We start from the raw sequence: 26,278 nt of genomic DNA on the forward strand, positions 1-26,278 counted from the left end.
GGGAGCGTCAGAAAGTGGGGCGTAGTTGCAGGCCATAGAATGCCATGAAGGTATCGCCGGATTCGACCCGAATCAGTCCGTCGTGGTTGTTGACCGCATCACTGCAACACGACATTGGTTCTACAGCAATGGAAAGACGGTCGGGCGGGGTAAATAACTGGAAATAGCGGTACTGGTTAGCGCCTGATTCCATCCAGAAAACCAACTGCCTGTCGCTGGCTGGCGAGGTAAAGACAATCTCGCTACGGCCTGCTGCCGACAGTTGCCCAAAACAGTCATTCAGGTGAATATCCGCAAGCCGGGTTGGCACCACAAACCTCGAATAGTTTTCTTTGCTACCAGTTGGAATAGAAACATCATCCAGCTTATAAATTTGACAATCAGGCAATTGCATTGTCCAGTTAGCGATACCGCCCGGCAAACTCAGGTACGGATGCCAGCCAACCCCCAGCGGCATGGCCGTCGAGTCTGTGTTACGTATCTGGGTGGCGCACCGAAACCCGTCCTCCTCACTGACCCAGTACGTCACGGCAAGTTCAAAGGGAAAGGGATAGCCACTCACGACATCGTCGTAGGCGTACGTCAACCCTAGCTGAGCCGTCTGGTCGGTAACTTGCATGTCCTCAACCGTCATTGGACGGTTGTATAGTAGGCCGTGGATGGCGTGCCCATGCCGGGCTTCGTTGATGGGTAACTGGTACGTTTCTCCCTCAAAAACGTACCTGCCGCCATTGACCCGATTGGGAAACGGAATGAGCGGAGCACTTTTATACCGCTGGTCGTCCTGAATAACTTCTTCGTCGGCAAAGCCATCAAGAACCGAATGGCCCATACCATTCAGCGGCAATAGCAGGGCGCATACCCGCCCGCCCCAGGCCGGTGCCACAACCATCGACGCACCACCGGTTTGGGTACTCAGGCGGATTCGGTCAACCGATGCGGGACGAGCGGACATTTATTTTTTTATAAAAGTGAATAGTTCATCAGTCGGCTCCACCCCTAATCCCGGCCCGTCGGGCAGGTAAAAGAACCCTTCCTCACAACGCATGTTACCGCGCAGATAAGGCAGGTTTTTGTCGAAAATGGAATGCTGATACTCATGGTAGACCAGATTGGGCAACGCGGCCGAGACCTGCAGGCTGGCTGCCTGAAAAATACCAACGCCAATGCTAGCATGGGGCATCACAGTCTGGTTAAACGCGACCGCCATCTGGCATATATTCCAAAACGAAGTGATCCCGGTGCGGCCCATTTCGGGCTGAATTACGTGCATGCAACCTGCTTCAAACCGGGGGCGGTATTCATACACCGTCCGGAGTTCTTCACCAATCGCCACGGGGGTTTTCACCGACCGCACCACCAGCGCCTGTCCATTAATGTCTTCGGGTTTTACGGGGGCTTCGGCTACGTAAAGACCGTACGCTTCCAGCCGGGTAATCAGCGAAATGGCTTCGGCGGCCGTAAATTTCCAGTGCATATCGATCAGGATATGGGTCGTATCGCCGACAGCTTTCCGCAGGGCTTCCATTTCGGCTACAATACCGTCGTGCGAAACGGCCGAGGCAAACTTAAATGCGTCAAAGCCTTTGTCGATCCAGCTTTTGGCGAGGTCAGCGCGTTCGGCAATAGTTGGTTTGGGCAAACCCGACACGTAGGCCGGTAGCCGGTCGTGCCGTTGCGAACCGAGTAGTTTACAAATGGGCAGACCGGTTAATTTGCCACGTAAGTCCCATAGGGCGATGTCGATAGCCGCTATGGCATCGTGGTAGTAGCCCCCAAAAAAGCCCCGCACCCGCATGGCGTTGTACAGGTCTTCGTAAATCTGCACCCCGTCGTGGGGATCGCGGCCAATGAGCAAAGGGCCGAGCAGCTCCCTTATGAGAACGACCGCTACCTCCGGCACTACAAAGCCAACGCATTCTCCCCACCCATACTGTCCACTCTCGGTCGTAATTTTCACCAGCACACTCTGGTCGCTGATGTGGTACACGCTGTTGTTGCCGGGCCGGATGAAATACCCCTGTTTATTTTGAACATTACCCGATTCCAATGGTCCCAGGTACGGAACATCACGGGGTATTGAAATAGGGAATACGTCAACCTTATTAATTTTATCAGTCATAATGCTTAGGTTTTGAATAACAAATGATGGGTTCGCCAACGGAGGGGACGACACATTTTATAGCTGGTTGATGGGAAAATAGTCGGGCAAACGCGGCCGGATCTGCCCCATTCAGGACGAACATATCATAATGAGTAGGCACAACGGTGGTGGGCTGTAATGCAATTGCCAGTTCGTAGCTTTCGGTAGCACCGAGATTTCCATACTTCCCATTGATGCAGGTCAGCAGCACATCGACCTCAAACTTTTTCAGGTAGTGCAGAAAGGGGTGATACGCCGTGTCTCCGGTATGATACAGGGTGGGTCCGTTTTCGGCTTGAAGAACAAACCCAATCGAGTCCAGTACCCGGTCTTCGTTGGGTATACAGAACGAACCGGTCAGCCTACAGCCATCCAGTAGCAGCGTCTCACCGGCTTCCAGCAGCAGGCAGTTTGAATCCTTCAATCCTAACTCCCGCAACATGGACAACACATTTCGGGGACCAATAAACACCATCGACTCCCGGCTGACCAGCCGGGCAATCGTTTCGGGGTCGGCGTGGTCGAGGTGGTTGTGCGAACACAGATAGTAGTCGCAGACAACGGCTTCGGGGAGCAGCGGAACAGGCGTCAGCCGGTGAAAAGCCGGATTTTGTTTTGCCACCGAGTCAGACAGATAGGCATCCATCAGCAAAATCCTGCCATTGGCCAGTTTCACAAAAAAGCCAGACTGCCCCAGCCACCATAACACCACCGCTGAGGGTGGCACAAGGGTCGAACGAATGGATTGCATTAGCGACATACCGTTTTCGTGTTGATCGTCAAGCATAAACAATATACACGATAATGCGCAGGGCCAAGGCGATACTCCACCAGACCATAAAATTCCTTATCCCGCTATGTCGCCTGTTTTCTTCGGTTGATAGCTGCATATAGGATGGTTTCCAGATAATGTCCTCGGCAAGACGCTTCCGGTTGAGTCGGTTGCCCAGGAACGATACCGAGACCATCACGGAAAGCGAAAACAACCAGCTCACAAATGCCCGGTTCAGGAAAGGAGTCAGCAGGATCGACAGGCTGGCCGGTAGTTGTGGAGTGATTACTTTAAGGAATATGCCAAAGGCAATTCCGGCAACCAGTGTCCAGTTGGCGGCTCGTGCCGAAGCTCTCTTCCAGAGAATCCCCAGCAGAAAAATGACCGAAATAGGCGGAGCGAAATAGGTTGCCAGGTCCTGGATATAGACAAACAATCCTTTGCCAAGTAGTAAAATGAACGGCGCAATCAGGGTAGCCAGCAGCAACGCCACGGCCACCGTCCACCGACCCACCCGCACCAACTGCTGCTGAGAAGCCTGTGGGCGCAGATAGCGTTGAAAAATGTCGATGGTGAAAATGGTGGAGATACTGTTGAGCACGCTCGAAATGGTAGACATGATACCAGCCGCCATGCCGGTAAGGACAATGGATCGGATGCCGACGGGCACCAGTTCCTGCACCATTTTCACGAACACTTTGTCCTGCGGCACACCCTGGCCAAAAATAAGCAGGGCCGCCATGCCCGGTACCACCACAATCAGCGGCTTGAGCAGTTTCACCGTGGCTACCAGCACGATGCCCATGCGGGCATCCCACTCGCTGCGGGCGGCAAAACACTGCTGAATGTAGAACTGATTGGCGCAGTTGTACCAGATGCTGATGGTCAGCCAGATGGTAGCCACGCCCGTCCAGGGCGCAATGGGGTCGGTGGCGGGTTGAAACAGATGAATGCGTCCGCTGGCCAGTTGCTTATTCAACCGCCAAAGCTCGTCCCAGCCCCCCACTCGGTTGATGGCGATGGCCGTAACTACGCTTCCGCCAATGATGAGGATGATGACTTGCACCACGTCAGTCCAGACCACGGCAGCCAGACCACCTTTCACGCTGTAAATACCGGTTGTAACGGCCAGTACGCCAATCCCCAGCAATAGCGAGGAGCTAATCTGACCTGCTTCGGTCAGTCGAACTTCATCGTGCGCGAACAATTCCTGAAAGATCAGCCCCCCACCGTAAAGCACCCCCGCCAAAATGGCAATAATGCTATGGACAATGATGATTCCGGCAAAAATAAGCCGGGTGGTGCCGTTAAACCGGTTTTCCAGAAACTGAGGAACCGTGTAAATCTTCTTTCGGAAATAATAGGGCAGGAAAATAAAAATCAGCAGACTGAGCGGCACGAAAGCAATCAACTCCCAGTTGGCCGGAGCCACGCCCATGAAGTAGGCCGTTCCCACCATGCCAATGAAGTGCTCCGTCGAGAAGTTGGCACCAGCCATCGACAGCCCAACGGCGTACCAGGGCAACCGGCGCCCGGCCAGAAAGTAATCATCTGCCGTCTTCTTTTCCCGTCGACCTGCCCGTAGGCCGATAGCCAGGATACCCGCAAAATAGACGACGAACACGCCGATGGTGAGGAAATCCATTAGGCTGGCGTGGTTTGATGAACGAACTCGGTGAAGTAGGGCTGAATCTGTTCGTAATACTCATCAAACAGACTCAGGTAAATTTCGTCGGGCTGGTGCGTGGGCTTCCGGCAGTAGTCGCTGGCAATAATACCCCGGCGTTTCAGGATCTTCTTTTCGTAGGCAATAATCATTTCCACGTCCTGCCGGATGTGGTTCAGCATGGCGTTGAGCATGTTGTGCAGTTCAAAGACTTTTGCCCGGTTGCCGGCCCGGTATTCGTTGTAAATGCTCAGATAGAGGTCATACATGGAACAGCCCGGCACGACGCCCACAGCCCCCCGGTCGAGCCCTTCAATCATCTGAAAGCCGGCGTTACCGATGAAAATGCGGGCTTTGTTGCCCGACGCCTTCAGCAGGTTCGAGATGTATTTGCCCGATGGCTTATTCTCAATTTTAAATACGCTGATGTTTTCTACCTCCTGCCCCAGCTGAACCAGCATGGCCGGGTCGATGGCAACCCCCGTTTGTTCGGGGGCGTATTGTACCATGATGGGTACGCTGACGGCCTGCCCCACCTGGCGGATATGGTCAAAAATGCCCGAAGCGGCCGGTTTCAGAAAGAAAGGAGGCAGCAGCATCAGGCAGTCAGCCCCTTCATCTTCGACGTACCTCGCCCAGTCGACAGCTACCTCGGTGGCATGGCGGGTAATTGAAATGATGGAAGCCGCGCCAGCTTTTCGGCATTCCTCGACCGTGATTTTAATAAGCTGTTTCTCTTCCGGCTCGGTCAGCTTGTAGTACTCACCGGCAATACCAAAAAGGGTTATGCCGTGACAGCCGCCCTGCAGCAAATGCCGGGCGAGGTTCCGGTAGCTGTCGAAATCGACAGCACCGGTTTCGGTAAAAGGGGTAGCAATGGCCGGGCAAATTCCGTGTAGTTCCATACGAATAGTTAGCTGGGGTCAAATAGTATTTTTAAGCTTCGAGCCGGGTTGGCGGCCAGAGAAAACGCTTGCTGGTAGTCGGCGAGCGGGTAAATAGCGGTGATGAGTCGGGTGTAATCGACCGCGGAGGTGTTAAAAATTTGAACTGCTGTCTCCCAGGCCTGATGGGACGAAGAGAACACAAAATAGAGGTCGACGGCTGCATAAGCGGCCTTTTCCCAGGGGAACGGGGTATCTGTCGTGATAGAGCCGGCTTCCACAATCCGGCCGTTTCGTTTGACCAGTTCCAGAGCCAGCCCAAAGCCGCTGATTGTCCCCGTAGCATCGATAACTAAATCGGGTTTGTCGCCCCCGTTCGTATCCAGGATGTAGGTCAGTGGATCGGTCGTACTGGAATCGATACAATGGGTAATTCCCAGCTCAGTGGCAATAAGGAAGCGCACCTCCCGCGCGTCGTGCAGGCCAATGAGGTACACGGATTTTGCCCCCAGCTCAAGAGCGACCAAAGCACTCAGAATGCCGATAGTGCCAGGGCCAACCACCGCTACGGTTTCGCCCGACCGGAGCTTTCCTTTCACATGGACGCCCTCGGCGGCAATAGCGGTTGGCTCCACCAGTGCGGCCGCCCGCAGATCGGTTTGGGGCGAAAGCCGGTGGAGATACTGGCTGTTGAGCAGAACATACTCGGCAAACCCGCCGTTTTCGGTCCAGCCCACGATGTCTTTCGACAGGCACAGGTGATAATTGCCGTCCCGGCACATCTGGCAGGTGCCGCAGCTACCAAAAGTGGTTTCCGAAACAATTTTATCCCCAATCTGGTAGTCGGCAACCTGTTCGCCAACGTCCACGATCACCGCCGAGAACTCATGCCCCTGCACGACCGGCGGTCGATAAACGGTGTTGCGGCTGTAAAGAATATCCAGGTCACTGCCGCAGATGCCCGCATAGGCAACCTTAGCCAGCACCCGATTGCCGGATGGTTTCGGAATCGGGATGTCGACTAGTTGCAGATTGCCGGGCTGGCGGGATTCTTTGCACAGTGCTCGCATAGTAGGTTGGATTAAGGTTTGGGGCTGCTCGTTACCCGTTGATAGCGGAAGAAGCCGTAGTTCAGGGTGGTGGGCAGCGAAAATGTCACGGTTCCACTGTCATTCGTTTTTGCCTGAAAGCTCTTGCCACCACCGCTCAGGTGCTCGAATCGGTAGGTGCCGGCGGGCAGATTATACAGCCTGATCGGTCGGCTCCCGTCGGGGTTGAGTTCCCGGTACACAATGACGTACCCTTCCGCTTTACTGGTTTGCGATTGAAAACCCGTCCAGGAAAAACCCGTTGGTTCGTCGCCGATGGGAAAAATAGTGCCCTGATGAATGGCCGATTGGTGTGGCTTATAAACCGTCAGCAGGTCTGTAAAGGCCTTACGAGTTGAATCGGATAGCCCCGACGTTTCAAACCAGGCCATCGGTTTGGCAAACAGCGTAACGGCCAGCCCGTAATCTTTCGGATAGCGGGCCGGTGCCAGCGGGTCGTTTGGATACAGTTTCTGATTGCGTTCGGGGTTGAGAAATTCCATCCGCATTCGGCGCGGGTCCACAAACTGCGATAACTGCCAGAGATTGCGCAGGGTCGTGTGGGGATAGTATTTGCGCCAGTCGGTATAGCGATTCTCCAGAAACAGGGTTCCGTACGCCATCGCTGCAAAATACCCTGTTCGCAACCCGGCCGTGATGTCGATTTCGATACCTGCCTGTCCGTTCGTTTCCTGCACCACCCGGTGCATCGCCCGCAGCAGGTTTGCCTCTCCTTTTTTGGTCGTAAACTCAACCCCGTCGTATTTGAAATAATTGGCCCCAAACCGCCGGTGAAAATTAAGCAGCACGTCGGTATCCCGTTTCCAGTTGGCGTAATCGTTCGTCTTGTCGGGATTATACCACATCCCGATTTTGAAGCCATTGGCCTTTGCCTGCTTAACCAAGGCGTCGAAACCGTTTGGAAAGCGTTCTTTGTTGGGCTCCCAATAATCGGCGACTGACCACTGATTGTCCCAGAGGCCACCTTTCTCCCGGTTGATGGAGTTGGACGAAGGCCCTTTTTGCCAACCGTCGATGAAATACAGGTGGTCGATGCCGATCTGCCGGTTCAGGGCCATTTCCTTCGAGAGAAACCCTTCCGTCATGCGGCCATCGCGGTTACGATCGCCCCAGATGGAATGCCAAATGAGTTCATCCCGCTGGGCGTTGTAGACCCTAAACCGGCGCTGGTACTGTTGCAGCACCGCCGTGCGACCGGCTACTCCGTTCTGGTACAGCAGGATAGTAAACGGGTAGCTTTCCCGCACCGAGTCGGCCCCGGCCCCCAGTCCGGTAAACGCAAACTGAGAAGCATTCTGCCGTAAATCGGCTTCTGACTTGACTGGGCGGGCGTAGGGCAGCGGAGCCTCTTTCAGGAAAATCAGCCCGTTTTTGGTAAACTGATCCTCCAGAAAGAATAAGTTACCCGACCACGCATTACTCGATGGGTTGGTCAGCAGGTATGTATCGACCTGCACCAGGTTGTCTTTGTCGTCGGTATGGTCCATGAGGGTCACCGCCCGAAGCTGACGATGAACATGGTTGAGCAGCAGCAGATCCGTCAGGTCGGTTTTTATCGTTTGCGTCTGCTTTGCCGCTTCAATACCCGTAGCCCGCTCTCCACCGACGGTACCCGTAGCAAGTTTAGTTTTTTGCTCAATCCGCAGCCAGGTTGAAATAGCCGGGGTCTGGGGATAGATTTTACAGTAGGTCGTCAGGATGTACGAATCATAGTCTGACTGGATAGTGACCAGCAGGGCCGTCGTCTCCACGACAACGGCTTTGCTCGTATCGGCGGTGATCGCGGTTTTCCGGCATGTTTCCTGAACATCAAATTCCGGGGCAGGTGACGGCTGGGGGCTTACCGCCAGCAGCTGCTCTTTGCCCGTCAGGTTGTCTTTAAGGGACGTATTGACCAACAGCCCATTGTCAATTCGCCACTGCCGCTGGATAAACGCATTACCAAGTGTGAGCTGCTGAGCAGTCCATCGGGCCTGACAATCCTGGAAGATAAACGTGTTCGCCGTTCCAGCTTCCTGAGATTGAGCAAATAGCATCCCAGGAATGGCTGCCATCAGCCAAGCTATAACAATTCTCATCATACTAAATGGATGCCTGATAACCCAGCCGAAGCCTATGAGTTGAGCTTCGGCTGGATTAATTTTTAGTACCCCGGATTTTGCGTGAGGTTCGGATTAAGGCTCCGTTCCCGGAATGGAACTGGATACAATGCTTTGGTGGCGCTAAACTGGTAGTTCCCCACCAGGTATCCGCCCGACGTTCTGTATTTGGCGATGTAGGCCGTCATCACCGGTACCAGTCGACCGGTGCGGATTAAATCGAACCAGCGATGGCCCTCAAAACTAAGTTCGACCCGCCGTTCCTGCTCCACTGCTAACCGGAAAGCATCCTGCGTCAGATTTGTCTTAGCGGGCAGGTTGGCCCGGCTGCGTACCTGATTGAGCGCAACCAGAGCGTCGGTCGTATTGCCGGTTTCGTTGAGCGCTTCGGCATACATCAGCAGCACGTCGGAATACCGGATAACTGGCCAGTCGTTATCACTCTCGTTGGCCGTTGGTGGCTGGTCCAGAAATTTTCGGGTATAGTAGGGCATGTCGCCCCCCGTAAAGCGTTGTATGGACACGTTTTTCCGGCTATCACCTGCTTCAAAAGCATTGAACAGATCGAGGGTGCCCTGATTCAATGACGATGGATTCCCACCCGTCACGATGTCACTGCCCGCGCCGGTGGGCGCGAAGTCGAGCGAGAAATTACTGCCTTCTTTGTTGCCCGTTCGGGTGTACTGAACTGAGAAGACAATCTCAGCATTGTTGCCATTATTAGGTCTGAACACGTCATCGTATACCGGTAGCAGGCGATACGTACCTGGCGTAATGACTTCTTTAAGTTTAGCCACCGCCTTATCGAACTGCTTACTGGTCAGATAGGCTTTACCGAGCAGGGCCTGGGCTGCTCCTTTCGTAGCCCGACCAACATCAGCACCGGTATAACTGACCGGCAACACACTGGCGGCTTCCAGGAGGTCTTTTTCAATTTGCTCGTAGACTTTACTAACCGGTTCCCGATTGTAGGTGTAGGCTTCGGCTTCGGTATTGATTTCCGTCAGCACAATCGGGACATCCCCAAAATAACGAACCAGATTAAAATACATCAGCGCCCGTAAAAACTTTGCTTCAGCCTGATAGCGGGCTTTTAGGGCAGCATCCATTTGTACCGCTTCACTTTTTTCAATAAGGATATTACACCGCGAGATAATAGAATACGAGGAAGACCAGCGGTCGGTGATGACTCCGTTGGTAACGACCCAACTGTAGCGGTCGAAGTCACCAATGAAGGAATCCGCCCGGGAATTGGATTCGGTATTATCGGTCGGCACCTCGGCCATGACATAAAACGTACTGTAGTAACCCCGCAGTCCGCCGTAAGCTCCGTTCAGGGCTGCGTTAATATCGGACTGGGTCTTAAAGTACTGCGAAACCGGTATGGTTGTCGGGGGACTAAGATTCAGGAAACTCTCGCTACAGCTACTGGCGAAAATCAGTAGCGTAGCCGCCAGCAAGCTGGGCTTGAGCTTAAAGTCAGGGTTCATAGTGGTCGGAGTTATCGAGTGAAAAAGCGGGTTATATCCCTTAAAAACCAATGTTTAGACCCGCCGTCAAGGTGCGGTTAGCCGGGTAGGTACCCTGGTCGGAACCGGGCTGATAGACCGAATCGCCGTACTGACTGGGCTCCGGGTTGAATCCCGGGTACTTGGTAAACGTCAGCAGATTCTGACCGCTCACGTACACCCGAGCCGATTGTAGTTTAACCCGCTTAAGCAAAGCTCCTGGCAGTGTATACCCCAGCGTCACGTTTCGTACGCGCAGGAACGATCCGTCGTACACTACGTAAGAGGTTAACTGATTTTGTATGGTAATTCCGGCAGGGTTGTTGCGCGGATACTTGACATCACGGGTGGGATCGCTGGCCAGAAAGTAATTGTTGTAAACGGCCGCGATTGCGTTGAACTTACCACTAACGGCTTCACTATGCCGGGCGTTGCCATTGATAATACTGTTACCCTGCGTACCCTGGACAATGATGCTCAGGTCAAAATCCTTGTAGTTCACCCGGTTCGTGAAGCCGTAGGTAAATTTAGGTAATCCATTACCCAGCACGGTCCGGTCAGACTCATTTACGACGCCGTCTCCATTGACATCCCTGGGTTTCAGATCGCCGACCTGCGATCCGCCCGCCCATTTCGGACTGGCCGCCAGTTCGTCAGCGGTTTTAAACACCCCGTCAATGATAAATCCGTACATATTACCGAGTGGTTGCCCTACCTCAATGCGGTAGCCATTCGGCCAGCCCCCAGTAGCCTCGCTGGTGTTGAGAGACTGGCGCCCCCCCAAATCGAGTACTTTGGACCGGTTGAAGGCAATGTTGAAATCAGTTGTCCAGCGTATAGCACTACCCTGATTGGTGTTCCGGGTGGATAAGGATAGCTCAAGTCCGCGGTTTCTGAGCTTTCCGATGTTCGTCTGAAAATTGCTGGCGTAGCCTACAACAGCAGGCAGGTCTTTGGAAAACAGCATGCCATCCGTAATTTTTTCATAGGCGTCTACGGTCAGGTAGATCCGGTCCTGCCAGAAACCAGCCTCCAGCCCCAGATCGACCTGCTGGTTTTTTTCCCAGGTTAAGTTGGGGTTTGCGTAGCCATTCTGCTGCGTTCCGAAAACGCGTTGGTTGCCAAAGCTGTAGTTGGTAGAGCCAATGCTGCTCAGCCAGCTAAAATCGCCGATGTTCGCATTGCCGGTTTGTCCGTAACTGGCCCGAACCTTTAATTCACTGACCAGATTCTGCCGGCTCATGAACGGTTCTTCGGCAATCCGCCAGCCCACCGAAACCGACGGGAACGTACCAAACCGGTTGTTGGGGCCAAAGCGGGAGGACCCATCGCGACGAATAGCCGCCGAGAAGAGATACTTACTTTTATAGTCGTAGTTGATTCGGGCCGCCATCGACATGAACGCATTGAGTCCATAATTCAGGTTGCCTATCCGGTCTGCTGAGGCCGTTGGGTTCTGCACCAGATCGGTGGTGTACGTACCGGTTTTTCCGCTGACCGATGTATTGAACGACGTAAATTTCTGAATGGAATACAGCAGCAACCCGGAAAAGTTGTGTCCGGAAGCGAGCCGCCGGGTATAGTTCAGCGTATTCTCCCAGAGGTAGTCAATGGTCCGGTTGTTGGTTGATTCGCTGACAATACCGTTGAAGTTCGGAGAGGTTAAGCTCGCGGTTGGTGCGCCATCGTAAGATAGGGTCGGCGGGATGTACGTGTCACGGGAGGTGATTTCAAGTGAAACACCACCCTGCGTGCGGAACTTCAGGTTCTTAAGAGGCTCCCATTCCAAAAACGCATTGCTCAGCACCCGGTAGCTGTTGGCCTGGTTTTTCAATTGGTCAAGTACCGCCAGTGGGTTGTACAGGTTACTGATAGGGTTTAGATACCCGTACTGAAGTAAATTAGGATCGCCATTGGCCTGGCCGTAATTGCCGTTGGCAAATCGAACCGGAATAATGGGCGGCATCACCAGGGCCGAATAGATCGGACTGGGCAAACTTACCCCGGCAATGGCGTTATCGGTCGTTCCTGCGTAGGTGCCGGCCGCCGGTCGAACGTTCTGCTTGAGGTACGAGGGCGCAAAATTTACCCCTACTTTCAGCTTGGAGCTTAAATCGGCGTCGACATTGGCCCTGAACGTGGCCAGCTGATAGTCGGTGCCGATCAGCGTTCCTTTCTGATTTAGGTAGCTACCCGATATTGAGAAGCGCGTTTTGTCCGAACCGCCCGACGCCGACAGGTCTACCTGAGAGATGGGCGCCGTCCGAAAGATCACGTCCTGCCAGTCCGTATCTGGCAGTTCGTCGGGGCGGTCGAAAATGTCAGGGTAGCGTTCATTGCGAACCCTGGCCGCTTCCTTCGCATAGGCCAGGTATTGCTGTTTATTCATGACGTCAATCTTCCGGGCTACCTGCTGTACACCCGTGTAGGCATTGAAATTAAAACGGGTGACCCCCGCTTTCCCCCGTTTCGTCGTGACGATCACCACGCCGTTAGCCGCCCGGGAGCCATAAATAGCCGCTGATGCGGCATCCTTTAGGATTTCAATCGATTCAATATCGGTTGGGCTCATGCGGGTAAACTGGGCGGCATTTTGCAACGGATAGCCATCCACCACGTACAACGGATCATTGCCCGCTCCCAGCGAACCGGCTCCCCGGATGCGGATGGTAGGCGCATCGCCCGGCGAGCCTCCCCGCCCCGACTGCACCTGTACACCGGCCGCCAGTCCGGCCAGTGCTTCGCCCGGTGTCGATACCGGCAATCGGTTGATGTCTTTGCCAGACACTTTGGCGATGGCCGTTGTCAGTTCTTTTTTGGCCTGCTCGCCATACCCCACCACGACCACTTCGTTCAGCGTTTTGTCGTCAACCGATAATGCTACCGTTATTTCGGTCTTATTACCCACGTTGACTTCCTTCGCCAAGTAGCCTACAAAGCTGAATATCAGCGTAGCCGATCCATCAGGCACACTAATTCGAAATGCGCCCCGACTGTCGCTGGTGGTTCCCTGCTGGGTGCCTTTGAGCACAATGCTTACACCGGGCAGTGGTTCATTTTTGTCATCGGTGACCGTTCCGGTGATGGTCTGATCGGTGCTTATACCCGATGAAGACATGACTGACTTAGTGGGTGTTAGATCATCACCTGATGTAAACGAACGACGTACAAGGGCTACCTGATTGCCGGTGACTACGTAGCTGACCCGGAGGGGTGTCAGAAATTGGTCCAGTAACGTACCCAGCCGCTCATCGGTCGCGTTAACCGTAACTTTCTGATCCGGACGAATCATCTCCCGGCTATACACAAACTTTACGTGGGCAGTTTTTTCCAGCGTAGAAAGTACCTGCCTGATCGAGATGTTTTCCAGCCGGAGCGTTACCCGCTGCTCCAACACTTCCTGCGCATCGGCAGCCAGCGTGGCATTGAGCAAAAAACTGGTCAACAGGAATTGGAGAAGCGAAACCTTCATGACAAAAGCAATGGTTTCGTGTTTTAGAATTTTAGACATACTTTTAACTGGGTTTAGTTATTCTTGACGCAGGAATAGCACCCCGATCAGTGTAGCTTGAGACCCTCACTGATTGGTCAGTTAGTCCCGTCATGTTGGTAGCATGACGGGACTTTGTATTGGCGGGTTACTGGCACCCCTTCCCACTCACAACAATGTGGGTTTCAACAATTTCGTAGGTTGCTCCAATAGACGCACAGATAAGTTTAAGCTGGTCATAAAAGGGTACACCCGACAGGGTTGCTGTTATCGTGCAGTGTCGAAAAAGTGATGCGTCGTAGTTGATCGTGATGCCATACCCTTTTTCAAGCTGCTCAAATACACTCGACACCGGAGTATCCTGAAACGCAAACTGGCCAAGAGATTCGTTAGGGATAATGATACTCGGCTGAACGACCAGTTCTTTCTGATACGCGGCATGGTTGGCCTCATATACCACCTGCTGATTGGCGGTTAGTACCACCCCCGGTACATTCTTAACTTGTCTGCGGTGAGAGCGGGCTAGATCCTGCTGGCTATAAACCGATACTCTGCCGCTTTGTACACTTACAGTAATGCGGGAGTCGCCGGGTAAGGCTCGTACTTGAAACCGGGTCCCCAGCACTCGGGTGATTAAGGGGCCGCTCATGACCAGAAAAGGGCGGTTACTATCATGCACAACCGCAAAAATGGCTTCTCCTTTTAAGTTTATTTCCCGTTTAGATTTGCTAAACGTCTGTGGGTAACTGGCCTGGCTGTTCGGTGCTAACGTCATGCGGCTCCCATCGGGCAGTGTGATTGGTACCGGTTGAGAGGTGCCATTAACCTGATCAACCCAGCCGGCCGCCGGGGGCGGGCCGGAACGACTAATCAGTTGCTGGTTAAGTATGCTGGTACCGTTGGTAGTTTCTCTCCTGAGCAGCCCAAGCCCACCTATCCCCATAATTAAAACGAAGGTAGCGGCAAGCTGCCATACCGGGCGATGCCAGATACGCCGTTCATGCGTATCTGTTGTTGATTCAGGTAAACGACGGGTTAGCCGCATAATCTGGGCTACCTCGGCCTGAACCTGTTCATCTGTCATGCTGCCTGGCCGGTTTTTAAGCGCTTCGGCCATATCTTTTGCCAATAATATAGTAGCCCGCTGACCAGGATGCTGCTGTTGCCAGCGGTCCCAGAACTGCTGGGCTTCCGGCTGACCGTGCTTAACCCATGCCAGAAACCAAGGGTCTATCAGCAGATCTTCAGCCCGGAATTTTTCGTAGTCTTTCATGCTTAGAGTAAGTGGTCATAACCGATTCGTTAGCCAAACGCCAAGTAGGGCCAATAAAGAAGGCCAGTCATCCCGTAATCGGCTAAGGCCCCGGTGTAGGAGATTGGCAACCGACTGCTTGTTAACCTGTAGGATATCGGCAATCTCTTCGTTACTCAGTTCTGCGTAAAATTTAAGGTGGATAGCCTCCCGCTGCCGGTCCGACAGTCGTTCAAGCAGCTTGTTGAGTCTAACCGTTTGATATTCGGACAATTCGGTTTGTATCAGATTGTGCTCGGCGGTGAGGTCGCAGTGATCGGCTTCATTAAACGGCAGCGTTTCGTGGGAGGCCCGATGGGCATGGCGTGACACCTCGCGATAGATCTTTCGGCGGAGCGATTTATATAAATACGGTCGGATGTAGTTTGTCTCCATAACCTTCTGCCGGTATACCCATAAATCGACAAATAAATCCTGCAGACAGTCTTTCAGCAGATCAGTATCGCGGGTAAACCGGCTTCCATAAAAGTGCAGATCCTTATAGAAATAGGTTGTCAGTTGCTCAAATGCAGCCGGACTCCCCTGCCTGAACCGTAGCCAAAGCTGAGTTTCTGTGTCGTGGTGTGCGTACACATCTGGGTTACGGCTAACATCCGACTTAAGCATAGACTGGAGAAATTACTGGTAATACGTGTGTAGGGAAGTCACAACTCCTCCTGTTGATTTGGATAGCAATAGGAGGAAAATAAAAATCGATACTCAGTTTTTATAATTTATTTGAAGAATTTTTTAAATATATAAGGAAGTCATTCTACCGGCGAGCCGCATTATCGCTGAGTGAGATTCTACGTATGTCACGAGTTGCAATTACCTGTACTTGCTGATGGCGTAGCTTATTTTCTCTTTCAGTAGCTGGAGATCGTAGTGGGTATTGACCTCTAAAGACCAGGTATGGACCGGTTTTGGGGCAGTTGTTCTTTTTGGTTGACATATGCTGGTCATAAAAAGACCTCCTTTCTGGTTCTGACATGGTCGTCATGCTCAAGACGCAGGAAAGGAGGTTCTTTTCATGGCCCCCTGTATAGCTCGGGGTGGCTTATTGTACCATACAATCAAGTAGCGCCGAAAACGTACCTTAAGGATTCTCCTTCAGAATCTTTACCGTTTTGGTTTGCGAAGGAGTGCTGACGCGCAGTATCAGTAGACCGGTTGGCAGCTGTCCTGAGGATAGCCTGACCTGCTCGGATGCTGTAGCCTGTTCAATCAACTGATGGCTCACCAATGCTCCTTTCGTATCAATTACTTGCAGACGTAGCGGCTGGCCTTCAGCCCCCCGAACTTCAACAGCGACTTCAGGACCGCTCACGGGGTTACCTAATATGGTTACCTCAAAGGGAATCTCCGCACCAGCGGCTACACGAGCACCACTTCCGGGCTCCTGACCCCAGACCCGCTGACCCGCCACGTAAATTACCGCGCGGCTGTTTTCGGTCCAGTCAGTGCCTACCAGATACGAATGGTCGTTGGTCTGGTTGAGGTTCGTCCAGTCGTCCTTGGCAATCCGGTATTGAACATCGCCCGTGTTGCTGGCCGGATATATGGCTCCCAGGCTGGTGTTGAAGCTAAGCTCTAGGTACGCGTCGGCGCTGGCCTGTGCCGGATCGAGTTTAACAAACCGCCCCGTAACGTTCGAGTTGCCCAGCAGCGCGTAATCCAGATAGAAGCGGAGTTTATCGGGATTGCCCTCCGCCGTCAGGTAGTACCTGACCTTAACATCCTGGTAGTTTACCGGCACGTTTCCTTCGTTACGAACTTGCAGATACGTATTGATGGTGTTAGCCCCGTTGCTTCGGTTTTGGGTGTAGACTGTCAGACGTTGCTGGGCAGCTACTTCAGCCGGCTCCGTACCCCACACCAGCTTTCCGTTGAGGTAAGCCGTAATATGGTTGTTTGCGGTAAAGGTTTGGGCGTTGGCGTAGGAGTAATCGTCGGCTTCGTTGACGTTTGTATTATTCTGCTTGGCGATGCCACTCTGTATCTCGCCTGAGTTGCCGCCGGGCGCTAGCTGACCGGCCGACTCATCGAAGCGATACTCAACGTAACCCCATGCTCCCTGACGAGGATTGTCAAGGGCTACGTAGCTAGTCCGAATTTTATTGCCCCCTAGTTGCGCATAATAGATTGGTAAGTTGGTCAGCGGAGCAAAGTTTTCGGCCGTTAGCCAGTAGCGCAGGGTCAGCTGACCGTATACAAGCGGAGCATCACCCTCATTAACGATCTGGAGCGTCGGCTTGATCACGTTATTAGCTACGTTATTGTCGACGTCTTTGTGCAGCACCCGCACTTTAGCCGAAGGAGCCGCCTGTACGGTAATGGTCGTGGCAGTCGAAGTAGCGGCCAGACTATCGTTGTCCGATGCTTTCGCCGTTAGGGTGTAGGTACCGGCCAATACGTTGGTCAGCGTGAACGCGTAGGGCGACGTGGTGGCTGTGCCAAGTGACGTAGCGCCGTTGAAGAATTCCACCTTACTGACTGTGCCATCACTGTCGGTAGCTGTGGCGGCCAACTCTATGTTAGCCCCCGCTGTAAACGTAGCGCTTTCGGCAGGCGACGTCAGACTAACCGTTGGCCGGGCGTTGACCCGAACGCCAGAAGTGTTACTCGACTTGACCACGGCTGACCAGTCGCTTTTCCACAGATTGACTGACCAGTTACCGCCCTTGATTGGAGCAGCACCCGCCGGGATGGTCAGGATTACGGCCTGCGTACCCGAACCCGCTTCGACCTGTACGTTCTTCGATGCGATTGTTTGATACTGGGCGTTGAACAGGTACACGTCGATGATGCGCTTCGTCGTGGCGGTGTAATTGACATTGACCGTGTACGATTGCCCCGGATTAACGACCATTGGGGGCTTGTTAAAGGCAATGGCATCCTGTGCCACAGGCGCACCGCCAACGGTTACCGATACTGTCGAGGATGTAACGGCTGTTCCGCTGGTATTGGTTGCTTTAGCGGTCAGGGCGTAGGTACCGGCCGCAACGTTGCTCCAGACGTAGGCGTACGGGCTGTTCGTGGCCGTACCGAGCAAGGTCGTACCGTTGAAGAACTCCACCTTAGTAAAGCCACCCGCATCACTGGCCGAAGCCGTCAGTGTGATGGTTGCCGGGGCCGTGAAGGTCGCATTGGCAACCGGGCTGGTAAGCGCAACCGTGGGTACCGGGGCTGTTGAACCACCAACCGATCGAACAACAACGTTATCGAAGCGGGCAGGGCAGTAGAACGAATACAAACCGATTTTACCACTCATGAAGTCAGGCGTCGCCACGTTGTTGAACACCGTGTTGCCGTTGATCTTGACCGTGGTGGTACCACCGCTGTTGGTAACCAGAATTGCGTGGGTAGCGCCTGTACCTCCACCCGCAAACGTGGTTGAGGCAATCGTCGTCAAGACGCCATTCACCTTCTTTTTCAAGTCTACCGTTTTGGATTTTGAATTGAAGGTGACGAGGTAGTAGTTGTTGGTATTCTGGTAGTTGAACACAACACCGATGTTGTTGTCCCAACTGGCCACCGCATCTACTGCATAGGAGTAGTTACTGAACGAAGCGCCGTTGTAGAACGACGTAAATTCGCCGTTGGTGTTGGAGCTTTCGTAGCGTTGATTGGTGGCTGTCCAGGTGCCTCCATTGGTCTGCCAGCCAACGGCCGTATTCGTGTTGTAATCCTCGGCATACAACACATCAGACCCTAGATTGTCGACCGTAATCTTCACCGCGTCCGACGACTTCGTCACGCCCGCGTTATCCGTTGCTTTAGCCGTAACGAAGTAGGTACCCACCGGTATATTCGTCCAGACGTACTGGTAAGGGGCCGCTGTCGACGTGCCGATGAGGGCTGTACCGCTGAAAAACTCGACCTTCGTAATCGAACCATCCGGATCGCTGGCGGATGCCGTTAGCGTGAGGCTGGCCCCCGGCGCAAGACGGGTGTTGTTGAGCGATGAGTCGATCTTACAAACCGGAACCTGATTCGTCGGGTCGGTGGAGTTTCCCCAGAACTCCAGCTCGCTGATGTTGCCGTAGCCGGTGTTAGGCGACAGGAAGCGGTAGTAGCGGTACAAACCCGTAGTTGCAAACCGTCCCGTCGTGTAAAACCCTTCGATGGGCGTTTGGGTAAAGGTATAGAGGTCAACTGCACTGGAGAAGTCAGGCGAATTAGAACCCTGGATTTTACCACCCACAATCCGCAGCGCCCAGGCCGTGCGGGGAACGATGCGTACCTTCCTAACCGTCTTGGCCACGCCAAAGTCTAGTCCAACCCACTGCCCCGCCGGAGTTGCGCCATCAAAGTAGGTAGCGAGGTCGCCATCGAGCGCCTTAGCAAAGGTCTTGCCGTTGTTTTCGTACGAGCCTGGCGAGCCAATGCCTGTACCGGTAAACTTCACGTAGCCATCCGTCGATTTGACCGTAACGGTATCGACGGCTGAGGTAGCTGTTGCGAACAGGTTATCGGTAGCCACGGCTTTCAGCAGGTACGTGCCTTCATCCACATCGTTCCAGGTGTAGCGGAAGGGCGATGCAGTGGCTTCGCCAACCTTAGCAGCGCCGTTGAAGAACTCCACTTTGGTAACGCTACCGTCCGAATCGTTGGCTTCGGCCTCGAAGTTGATGGTGGCCGGAGCCGCAAACGTAGCGCTGTTCACGGGTGAAGTCAGGTTAACCGTAGGGGCTACGTTGGCGGGCGTGTTGTTGAGAATGGGCACCAGCGCATCAAACCAGGCGTTGGCGTCTTTGGTAGCGCCCTGCTTGCTCAGGTGGAGGTCGTCGAAATAATCGCCGGGGTCCCAGGTTGCCAGCATCTTCTGGTAAACGTCGGCCAGAAAGATGTTGTCCGTATCGCTGGCATTGGCAATGGCCCGAATCTTGGCGTTGAGCGCACCCAGACTTTTGTCATCGGGATTGCTGCCCCAGTTCTTATCCCACTTAACAGGCTCAACCGTACCCAGAATCAGCCGAACGCCGGGCTTGAGTTGCAGAATCTTGTTGACCAGGTCCTGGTAGCGCTGGGGTGCGGACTCTTTGTAGCCGGGGGCGTGGCTGGTTTCGCCAAACATATCGTTGATGCCAATGGCCAGCAGGACAATATCCGGATTAGCCTGGGGCAGATAATCCTGGATATGCTCATACAGCCCGGTCGTTTCGCAGGTCGGACAGAACTTTTGTATGTCCGGCCCGATGGTGTAGCCGCCGTGTCCGGCGTGGTCCTTATCGTTGGGAATGGTATCGCCTTCGGCGTAGTTCTGGCGGTCGCCGACGTAATCGATCTTATAACCGTTACGCATCAGCCGCGTACGCAGGAAACCCCGCCAGCTGGCCTGGGCGTTACCGCCACCACCCCCTTCAATCTTGGAGTCGCCCATGGGCATAATCTTGAAGGTCTGAGCTGGTGTGAAGTCAGGAGCAGCCGGTGCCCGGCGGTTGGTTAGGTCGATGATGGGACCACCACCTGGATTACCCTGAGTGTTGTTGGTTATGACATACAGATTTTTGAACAGCAGCTTAAGGTCGTTGGTCCAGTCTGAACTACCCAGGTTTCCGTTTATATCATAGCCGTAGAGCTGCTTGAACTCCTGGCGTACTGAGCCTTCGGGGCCGGTTTCGGTAATGAATGCATAACTATCCCCCGCTGTATTATCAACCGTGTAGCCACCGTAGTCGCGTAGAGTACGAGCAAGAATCAGCCCTGCCTGGGTTTTCAGCCCCAGGCTGTTGTCACTCACGCTATTGAGCACTACGTCTTTATTTAAGGCCAGCAATGCCCCAATTTTCATTTCAGGGTTGGTACCTCCGTAATAGTTGTAAGCACTTGGATCATTGTAGCCGCCATCCTGATTCGTAGCCGGCCAGCGTTTTCCACCAGTAGCGTCGTGGTAAAAATTTTCTTTCCCAAACAGGTTGAGCTTGATCACGTGCGGAATCTTACCCGAGGCAAACTCACCAACGCGGATGGTACCACCGATAGCGGATAGATGGCTACCCCCATGCGCCCCTTCAATACATTCTCCTGTCAGCACACACCCATCCGGTGCCCATGTGTACTGGGCGGTGGCCACGTCGGTGGCGCATTTAGCAAATGGCTGAGCCTGCCAGATTTTACCATCGGGTTGCAGAATAGCTACGCCCGCGTTCGGGGTTCTACCAACCCATACATTTTTATCGTAGATAAAGCTGGATGGGATAGGAGCTGAAAACAGGGTAGGCCCCTGCACCGGACAGCGGTCCTGCCCCGACCAGCCGGCATAGTTGGTTTCTACCTTCATCAACGGTTCATTCGGCTTGAATATGACAACATCCTCATCAGCCTCAAAGTAAGACGCATCCTGAATGTTAGCTGGCGCATACACTGCACTGTTGTGAATGGGGATGTTCCAGATAGACGTTTTGGCGAAGGGCCACTTGAGCGGGTCGCGCTGTGCGAGGGCGGAGTTACTGAGCATGGTAAGCCCGGCAACGACCGCGAGCATCATTTTTTTCATTGTTGAAATAAGGGTAAGGTGAATTGGTTAAGCCGTTACTCGGGGTGTGGATAGAAGGGAACCACAGGGGTAGGGCAAGCGCCTTACCAACCTGGATTCTGCTGTAACTTCGTGTTCTTGATCAGCTCGTCCTGCTGAATCGGGATGAGGTAATCTTTGGCACTGAACACCCGATCTTCCACTTTGAAGCGGATAAACGTTTTGCCGTCCTGGCTAATGCGCATGCCGTAGATGGGTGAGCCAATTACCTGCTTGGCCAGTTTCCAGCGCCGGAGGTCGTAAAAGCGGTGCTCTTCAAACGCCAGCTCGACGGCCCGCTCCCGCCGAATCCGCTCCCGCATGTCGGCCTTCGACAAACCGGCTGGCAGGGCGGGCATTTTCACTCTGGCCCGCAAGGTGTTGATGGCATCATACACGCTGGCGTCGGGACCGGCGGCTTCGTTCTGCGCTTCGGCGTAGTTCAGCAGAACTTCACCGAGTCGGAGCAGAATCCAGTTGTTGTATCCGTTTGTCGGGTTTTTGAAAAACGATTCGTCGATGTATTTCCGCAGGTAATAACCCGTGGTTGTGGCGTTACCGTCGGTTTGGTTCGGGCCACCGTCGATGCCATTGTTGCCTTTCACGCGGGTTTGTACCGTAATGGCATCGCCCCCCGTTCCCAGTACCGCTCCGTCGTAGATGACTGTGCCATAGAATCGGGGGTCGCGGTTTTTGTACGGGCTGCTGGCGTCGTACAACGGCGACTTATCGTAAGTCTGGCCATCGGTCATCTCAAACATATCGACCAGGTTCTGCGTTGGGCAGACGCCCCCCCAGCCGCCAATGCTGATAAGGCCGTTGTTGCGGTTAAAATCGTGGGTTACCAGCGTCGATTTGTACTGCTTGCTGAAAATAACCTCTGCATTGTTGTTGTTAGCTGCTTTGAAAAGGTTCTCAAAGTTGGGGAAGAGCGTATAGTTTTTGGCATCAATGACCTTCTTCGAGGCAACGGCTGCGTCGGTCCAACGTTCAGCGTAGAGCAACACGCGACTCTGTAAAGCTAAAGCGGCCCCGCGGCTAACCCGTCCTAACGCCTGGCCCGAGCGATTAGCGGGCAGTAAGGCGGCTGCTTCGCCTAACTCCTTACTGATGAAATCAACGCATTCGGCGTAGGTGTTACGTGGGATCAGTAACTGCGATATATCCTCAACACCCAGCGCCCTGGTCACTAAGGGCACTCCCCCATAAAACTTAACCAGTTCGTGATAATAATAGGCGCGGAGAAACTTCACTTCACCGGTCAGAGCCGCTATTTTGGCCGTATCGCCCGGTACTGACTTAATGTTGTCCAGGAAGATATTGCACCGACGAATGTAGTCGTATCCGTAGGTCCAGTACGTCGGCGGATTGGTCCAGTAATAGCCGTACCGTAACGATTTGTCCGGATTCGTGTAGCTCAAATCCCCCCGGTTCATGTCGTTGGTAACGGGCCAGGGAAACGTATTTTCGCCTTCGTCAGTAGCGCCGGACAGGTGATAGCCACCTCGCTCAAAACCGCTGATGATACCTGAGTAAATATTATTCGCAAACTGCTCGGCCAGGGAGTAATCGCTCCAGACGGCCGCGTCGGAGAACGAGTTGAGGGGCTTACGGTCCAGAAAGTCTTTCTGGCAGGCAGCCAGAAAAAAGCCTAGACCCGTTAGGATGAGTATGAAAATTCGTACGGATTTCATGGAATTAGGAAAGATTAGAAGCCGACGTTAACGCCTACCGCGTACACTTTTTGTTGGGGATAGAAACCGCCCCGCGTCGAGTTGGCTGAGTTGCCGGGTCCTTCGGGGTCCAGCACTTTAAGCTTGTCGAACGTTAGGATATTCTGACCGCTGACAAAGACGCGAAGCGTACTAATCCGGGCTTTTGTCGATAGAGCCGTAGGCAGGGTGTAGCCTAACTCCAGGTTCTTCAGGCGCAGGTACGACGCATCTTTCAGCCAGTACGACGATGTTTCGGTGTTGTTTGCCGTTGGCTGGGTCGTTATGCGCGGGTAGGTAGCGTCCGGATTGCTGGGCGTCCAGCGGTCGAGGTGGCTCACGAGGGCTTTGCCACTGTTGTAGAACGCCCAGGCGGCTTCGTAATCAACGTAGGCATTGACCCGGCCTGCTCCCTGAAAGAAGATGCTCAGATCGAGCCCTTTGTATTGCGCCCCGGCACTAAAGCCGTAAATAAGCTGCGGAATTGGGCTGCGGCCAATCTGCACAACGTCCTTGCTGTCAATTTTGCCGTCGCCGTTGATGTCTTCGTAACGGATGTCGCCCGGCTGGACGGCATTTGGCTGCCTGGGTGCGGCATCGATTTCTTCCTGCGACTGGAAGAGGCCGAGCGCCCGGTAGCCAATGAATTGGTTGAGGCTGCGGCCCGTTTCGCGAATGTTTGGGTTTTTGTCGGCCGGTTCGTCTTTGAACACGACTTTGTTCTGGGCAAAAGTCAGGTTACCGCGCAGGTTATAGGTTAGTCCACCAATCCGGTTCTGGTGACTGAGGACCAGTTCAACGCCTTTGTTATCCATAATGCCCGTGTTCTCGAACGGCAATTGCGCCCCGAGCGTAGCCGGAACGGCCAGATTTCGCTTGGTCAGGATGTCGCTGGTGCGTTTGTAGAACAGGTCGATTTCAAACCCGAGTTTACCCTTCCACAAGCTACCTTCCAGACCGACATTCGACGAGGTGGCTTTTTCCCAGGTGATGTTCTGGTTCGGCAATTCGCCCTGACGGAGTCCTTTCACCTGCTGCGCATCCGGCCCGAACACGTAGCCCCGGTCGTAATAGTAGGTCGAGAGGTATTTAAACCGACCAATAGCATCGTTCCCTAACTGCCCCCACGACGCGCGGATTTTCAGGAAATCAACCGTTGATAACGCTTTTTGGAAGAACGGTTCCTCCGAGATGCGCCAGCCAGCCGAAAAAGATGGGAAGAAGCCCCAGCGCGTAGCCGGTGGGAAATTCTCCGAACCGTCGTAGCGGAAGTTGCCTTCAAACAGGTACCGGCTGTTGTACGAGTACGAAATTCGGCCCACATAGCCCCGGCGCGCCCGTTGATCGGCACTACCTGTGTTGGTCTGGAACGCATCATTACCCGCAAACAACTGATCGAGCGTGGTCTGGGTATAGTTGGACCGGGTAGCGCCCAGGTTGCTGGATCGGGTGTCAGTCTGCGTGAACAGGAACAGGCCGGATACATCATGCTTGCCAAACGTGTGTACATAGTTGATGTGCGCTTCCGTCGTCAGGTTGGATATCTGATCGAACGTCTGGTTCAGCGAGGCAGGACCCGTAGGCAAAGCTGTATACGTATTCGCCGTAGCGTCATAATTGTAGAGCGAATAGGGTTCAAACCAGGCGCTGTACGTCCGGAACTGCTGATCATAGGCTATCACACCTTTTGCTGACAGCCCCGGAACAAAAGGCAATTGCTGGGTAATGGTGGCGATGCTTTGGAACACATTCCGCACATCTTTCTTGTAGCCGTGTTTGGGTGCTTCGGCCGGGTTCTCACCGATGTAGTTGCCAGGCAGGCCGTTGCTGTAATAAGCTACCGCCGTAGGCCGGTTGCGGTTCAGGAACCAGAAGGTCTGGTTAGCGTCCTTGTTCGGGTATTGCCGGTTTTCAATACGGCCGCTCAGGTCGAGCGTCAGACGCGTGGTGTTAGTCACGTCGGCGTCGATATTCGACCGCAGGTTGTAGCGTTTAAACTTATTATTCTCCAGCAAACCTTCCTGATTGAGGTGACCGGCTGAAATGAAGTAGCGGATTTTGTCCGTACCACCATTAGCCGAGATGTTGTACTGCTGCTGGGGAGCCGATGGCCGCAGGGCTACCTTCGCCCAGTCTGTATTCGGATACACGTCGGGGTTAGAACCCGTCCGGAACGCTTCCAGGGCGTCGGCCGAATACAATTCGGGTTTGCCTTCGTTGCGGTAGCCCTCGTTGAGCAACAGCGCCATATTGTACGAGTCGAGGTATTTAGGCAGGCGCGTCGCCATTTGCCAGTCCGTGCGGGCCGAGAATGAAAGGCTTGTTTTGCCTGCTTTGCCACGCTTGGTTGTCACCAGAATGACCCCGTTGGCACCGCGAACCCCAAACACAGCCGCCGAAGCCGCATCTTTCAGAATTGAAATGCTTTCGATTTCATTCGGGTCAATTTGTGAGAATCCATAGTCTGGGCGGGGAATTCCGTCGATGACGACGAGTGGGGTTGTGCTGCTGCCAAATGTGCTGACGCCCCTGATTAACAGATTAGACCCATCACTACCCGGTTCACCATTCGACTGTACGGCAATCAGACCTGGTAGCCGGCCAACGAGCGCATTGCTGATATTGGCGACGGGAGCTTGTACAATCTCGCGGGTTTTCACCGTGGCGACCGATCCTGTCAGGTTCGCTTTCTGCTGTTCGCCGTAACCGACCACCACAATTTCGGAAAGGGATTTGGTATCCTCTCTTAAACTTAGGTCGATAGTTTTCCGGCCATCCACAGGTATCTCTTCACGAACATAGCCAATGAAACTGAAGACCAGCGTTGGATTAGACCCCGAGATACTCAGTGTGTATCGCCCCTGATTATCGGTGGTTGTTCCCTGCGTAGTACCTTTTAGAATGACGCTGACGCCAGGCAGCAATTCACCATTTTCAGATGCGGTTACCCGACCGCTTACCGTCTGAGCCAGTCCGTAACTGCTCAGGCCCACCATCCAAACGAGGCCTATCAGAAGCCTCATCGACCCAATACCTGGAAAGGGAAGTATTCGTTTAGTCATAATAGAAATTGATTAAGGGTTAAAA

At 53.7% G+C, this 26,278-nt stretch carries 14 protein-coding genes; all 14 read right to left on the minus strand.

Annotation, left to right across the window (positions count from 1 at the left end; translation table 11 throughout):
- Positions 1-7 precede the first annotated feature (7 nt).
- The 14 genes from ACYU87_RS24135 to ACYU87_RS24200 all read right to left on the minus strand — a co-directional run bounded on the left by ACYU87_RS24135 (position 8) and on the right by ACYU87_RS24200 (position 26,253).
- Positions 8-955 (minus strand): aldose epimerase family protein, encoded by a 948-nt coding sequence (locus ACYU87_RS24135; RefSeq protein WP_461136589.1) that lies wholly within the window; start codon positions 953-955, stop codon positions 8-10.
- Positions 956-2,122 carry a mandelate racemase/muconate lactonizing enzyme family protein gene (locus tag ACYU87_RS24140; RefSeq protein WP_461136590.1) on the minus strand — a complete coding sequence of 389 codons (1,167 nt, stop codon included), beginning with the start codon at positions 2,120-2,122 and terminating at the stop codon, positions 956-958.
- Entirely contained in the window at positions 2,115-2,930 is an 816-nt protein-coding gene (locus ACYU87_RS24145) for an MBL fold metallo-hydrolase (protein ID WP_461136591.1), read from the minus strand. Before ACYU87_RS24145 ends, ACYU87_RS24140 begins: the two co-directional genes overlap by 8 nt.
- On the minus strand, positions 2,923-4,560 hold the full coding sequence (locus tag ACYU87_RS24150; protein WP_461136592.1) for a sodium:solute symporter family transporter: 1,638 nt from the start codon (positions 4,558-4,560) through the stop codon (positions 2,923-2,925). Before ACYU87_RS24150 ends, ACYU87_RS24145 begins: the two co-directional genes overlap by 8 nt.
- On the minus strand, positions 4,560-5,486 hold the full coding sequence (locus ACYU87_RS24155) for a dihydrodipicolinate synthase family protein (protein ID WP_461136593.1): 927 nt from the start codon (positions 5,484-5,486) through the stop codon (positions 4,560-4,562). The genes ACYU87_RS24150 and ACYU87_RS24155 overlap by 1 nt, the downstream gene beginning before the upstream one ends.
- An 8-nt stretch (positions 5,487-5,494) precedes the next feature.
- Positions 5,495-6,535 (minus strand): zinc-dependent alcohol dehydrogenase, encoded by a 1,041-nt coding sequence (locus ACYU87_RS24160; RefSeq protein ID WP_461136594.1) that lies wholly within the window; start codon positions 6,533-6,535, stop codon positions 5,495-5,497.
- Positions 6,536-6,546: 11 nt separating this feature from the next.
- Positions 6,547-8,655 (minus strand): alpha-galactosidase, encoded by a 2,109-nt coding sequence (locus tag ACYU87_RS24165; RefSeq protein ID WP_461136595.1) that lies wholly within the window; start codon positions 8,653-8,655, stop codon positions 6,547-6,549.
- Between the two features lie 62 nt (positions 8,656-8,717).
- Complete coding sequence (locus ACYU87_RS24170; RefSeq protein ID WP_461136596.1) at positions 8,718-10,163, minus strand: RagB/SusD family nutrient uptake outer membrane protein; 1,446 nt, start codon at positions 10,161-10,163, stop codon at positions 8,718-8,720.
- A gap of 40 nt (positions 10,164-10,203) precedes the next feature.
- Positions 10,204-13,692 carry a SusC/RagA family TonB-linked outer membrane protein gene (locus tag ACYU87_RS24175; protein WP_461136597.1) on the minus strand — a complete coding sequence of 1,163 codons (3,489 nt, stop codon included), beginning with the start codon at positions 13,690-13,692 and terminating at the stop codon, positions 10,204-10,206.
- Positions 13,693-13,819: 127 nt separating this feature from the next.
- A complete protein-coding gene (locus ACYU87_RS24180; RefSeq protein WP_461136598.1) occupies positions 13,820-14,944 on the minus strand; it encodes a FecR family protein in 1,125 nt (374 codons plus the stop codon).
- Between the two features lie 15 nt (positions 14,945-14,959).
- On the minus strand, positions 14,960-15,589 hold the full coding sequence (locus ACYU87_RS24185; RefSeq protein ID WP_461136599.1) for an RNA polymerase sigma factor: 630 nt from the start codon (positions 15,587-15,589) through the stop codon (positions 14,960-14,962).
- Between the two features lie 469 nt (positions 15,590-16,058).
- A complete protein-coding gene (locus ACYU87_RS24190; RefSeq protein ID WP_461136600.1) occupies positions 16,059-21,461 on the minus strand; it encodes an Ig-like domain-containing protein in 5,403 nt (1,800 codons plus the stop codon).
- A gap of 83 nt (positions 21,462-21,544) precedes the next feature.
- Positions 21,545-23,173: a RagB/SusD family nutrient uptake outer membrane protein gene (locus ACYU87_RS24195; RefSeq protein ID WP_461136601.1), complete on the minus strand. Its 1,629-nt coding sequence runs from the start codon at positions 23,171-23,173 to the stop codon at positions 21,545-21,547.
- Positions 23,174-23,187: 14 nt separating this feature from the next.
- Positions 23,188-26,253, minus strand: a complete 3,066-nt coding sequence (locus ACYU87_RS24200) for a SusC/RagA family TonB-linked outer membrane protein (protein WP_461136602.1) — start codon at positions 26,251-26,253, stop codon at positions 23,188-23,190.
- Positions 26,254-26,278: the final 25 nt, after the last annotated feature.

The organism is Spirosoma lituiforme, assembly GCF_054776635.1.

What these genes read in the sequence shown, in the direction of transcription:
- ACYU87_RS24135 (WP_461136589.1), bottom strand. Translation starts at nt 955, where the DNA reads ATGTCCGCTCGTCCCGCATCGGTTGACCGAATCCGCCTGAGTACCCAA.
- ACYU87_RS24140 (WP_461136590.1), bottom strand. Translation starts at nt 2,122, where the DNA reads ATGACTGATAAAATTAATAAGGTTGACGTATTCCCTATTTCAATACCC.
- ACYU87_RS24145 (WP_461136591.1), bottom strand. Translation starts at nt 2,930, where the DNA reads ATGCTTGACGATCAACACGAAAACGGTATGTCGCTAATGCAATCCATT.
- ACYU87_RS24150 (WP_461136592.1), bottom strand. Translation starts at nt 4,560, where the DNA reads ATGGATTTCCTCACCATCGGCGTGTTCGTCGTCTATTTTGCGGGTATC.
- ACYU87_RS24155 (WP_461136593.1), bottom strand. Translation starts at nt 5,486, where the DNA reads ATGGAACTACACGGAATTTGCCCGGCCATTGCTACCCCTTTTACCGAA.
- ACYU87_RS24160 (WP_461136594.1), bottom strand. Translation starts at nt 6,535, where the DNA reads ATGCGAGCACTGTGCAAAGAATCCCGCCAGCCCGGCAATCTGCAACTA.
- ACYU87_RS24165 (WP_461136595.1), bottom strand. Translation starts at nt 8,655, where the DNA reads ATGATGAGAATTGTTATAGCTTGGCTGATGGCAGCCATTCCTGGGATG.
- ACYU87_RS24170 (WP_461136596.1), bottom strand. Translation starts at nt 10,163, where the DNA reads ATGAACCCTGACTTTAAGCTCAAGCCCAGCTTGCTGGCGGCTACGCTA.
- ACYU87_RS24175 (WP_461136597.1), bottom strand. Translation starts at nt 13,692, where the DNA reads ATGTCTAAAATTCTAAAACACGAAACCATTGCTTTTGTCATGAAGGTT.
- ACYU87_RS24180 (WP_461136598.1), bottom strand. Translation starts at nt 14,944, where the DNA reads ATGAAAGACTACGAAAAATTCCGGGCTGAAGATCTGCTGATAGACCCT.
- ACYU87_RS24185 (WP_461136599.1), bottom strand. Translation starts at nt 15,589, where the DNA reads ATGCTTAAGTCGGATGTTAGCCGTAACCCAGATGTGTACGCACACCAC.
- ACYU87_RS24190 (WP_461136600.1), bottom strand. Translation starts at nt 21,461, where the DNA reads ATGAAAAAAATGATGCTCGCGGTCGTTGCCGGGCTTACCATGCTCAGT.
- ACYU87_RS24195 (WP_461136601.1), bottom strand. Translation starts at nt 23,173, where the DNA reads ATGAAATCCGTACGAATTTTCATACTCATCCTAACGGGTCTAGGCTTT.
- ACYU87_RS24200 (WP_461136602.1), bottom strand. Translation starts at nt 26,253, where the DNA reads ATGACTAAACGAATACTTCCCTTTCCAGGTATTGGGTCGATGAGGCTT.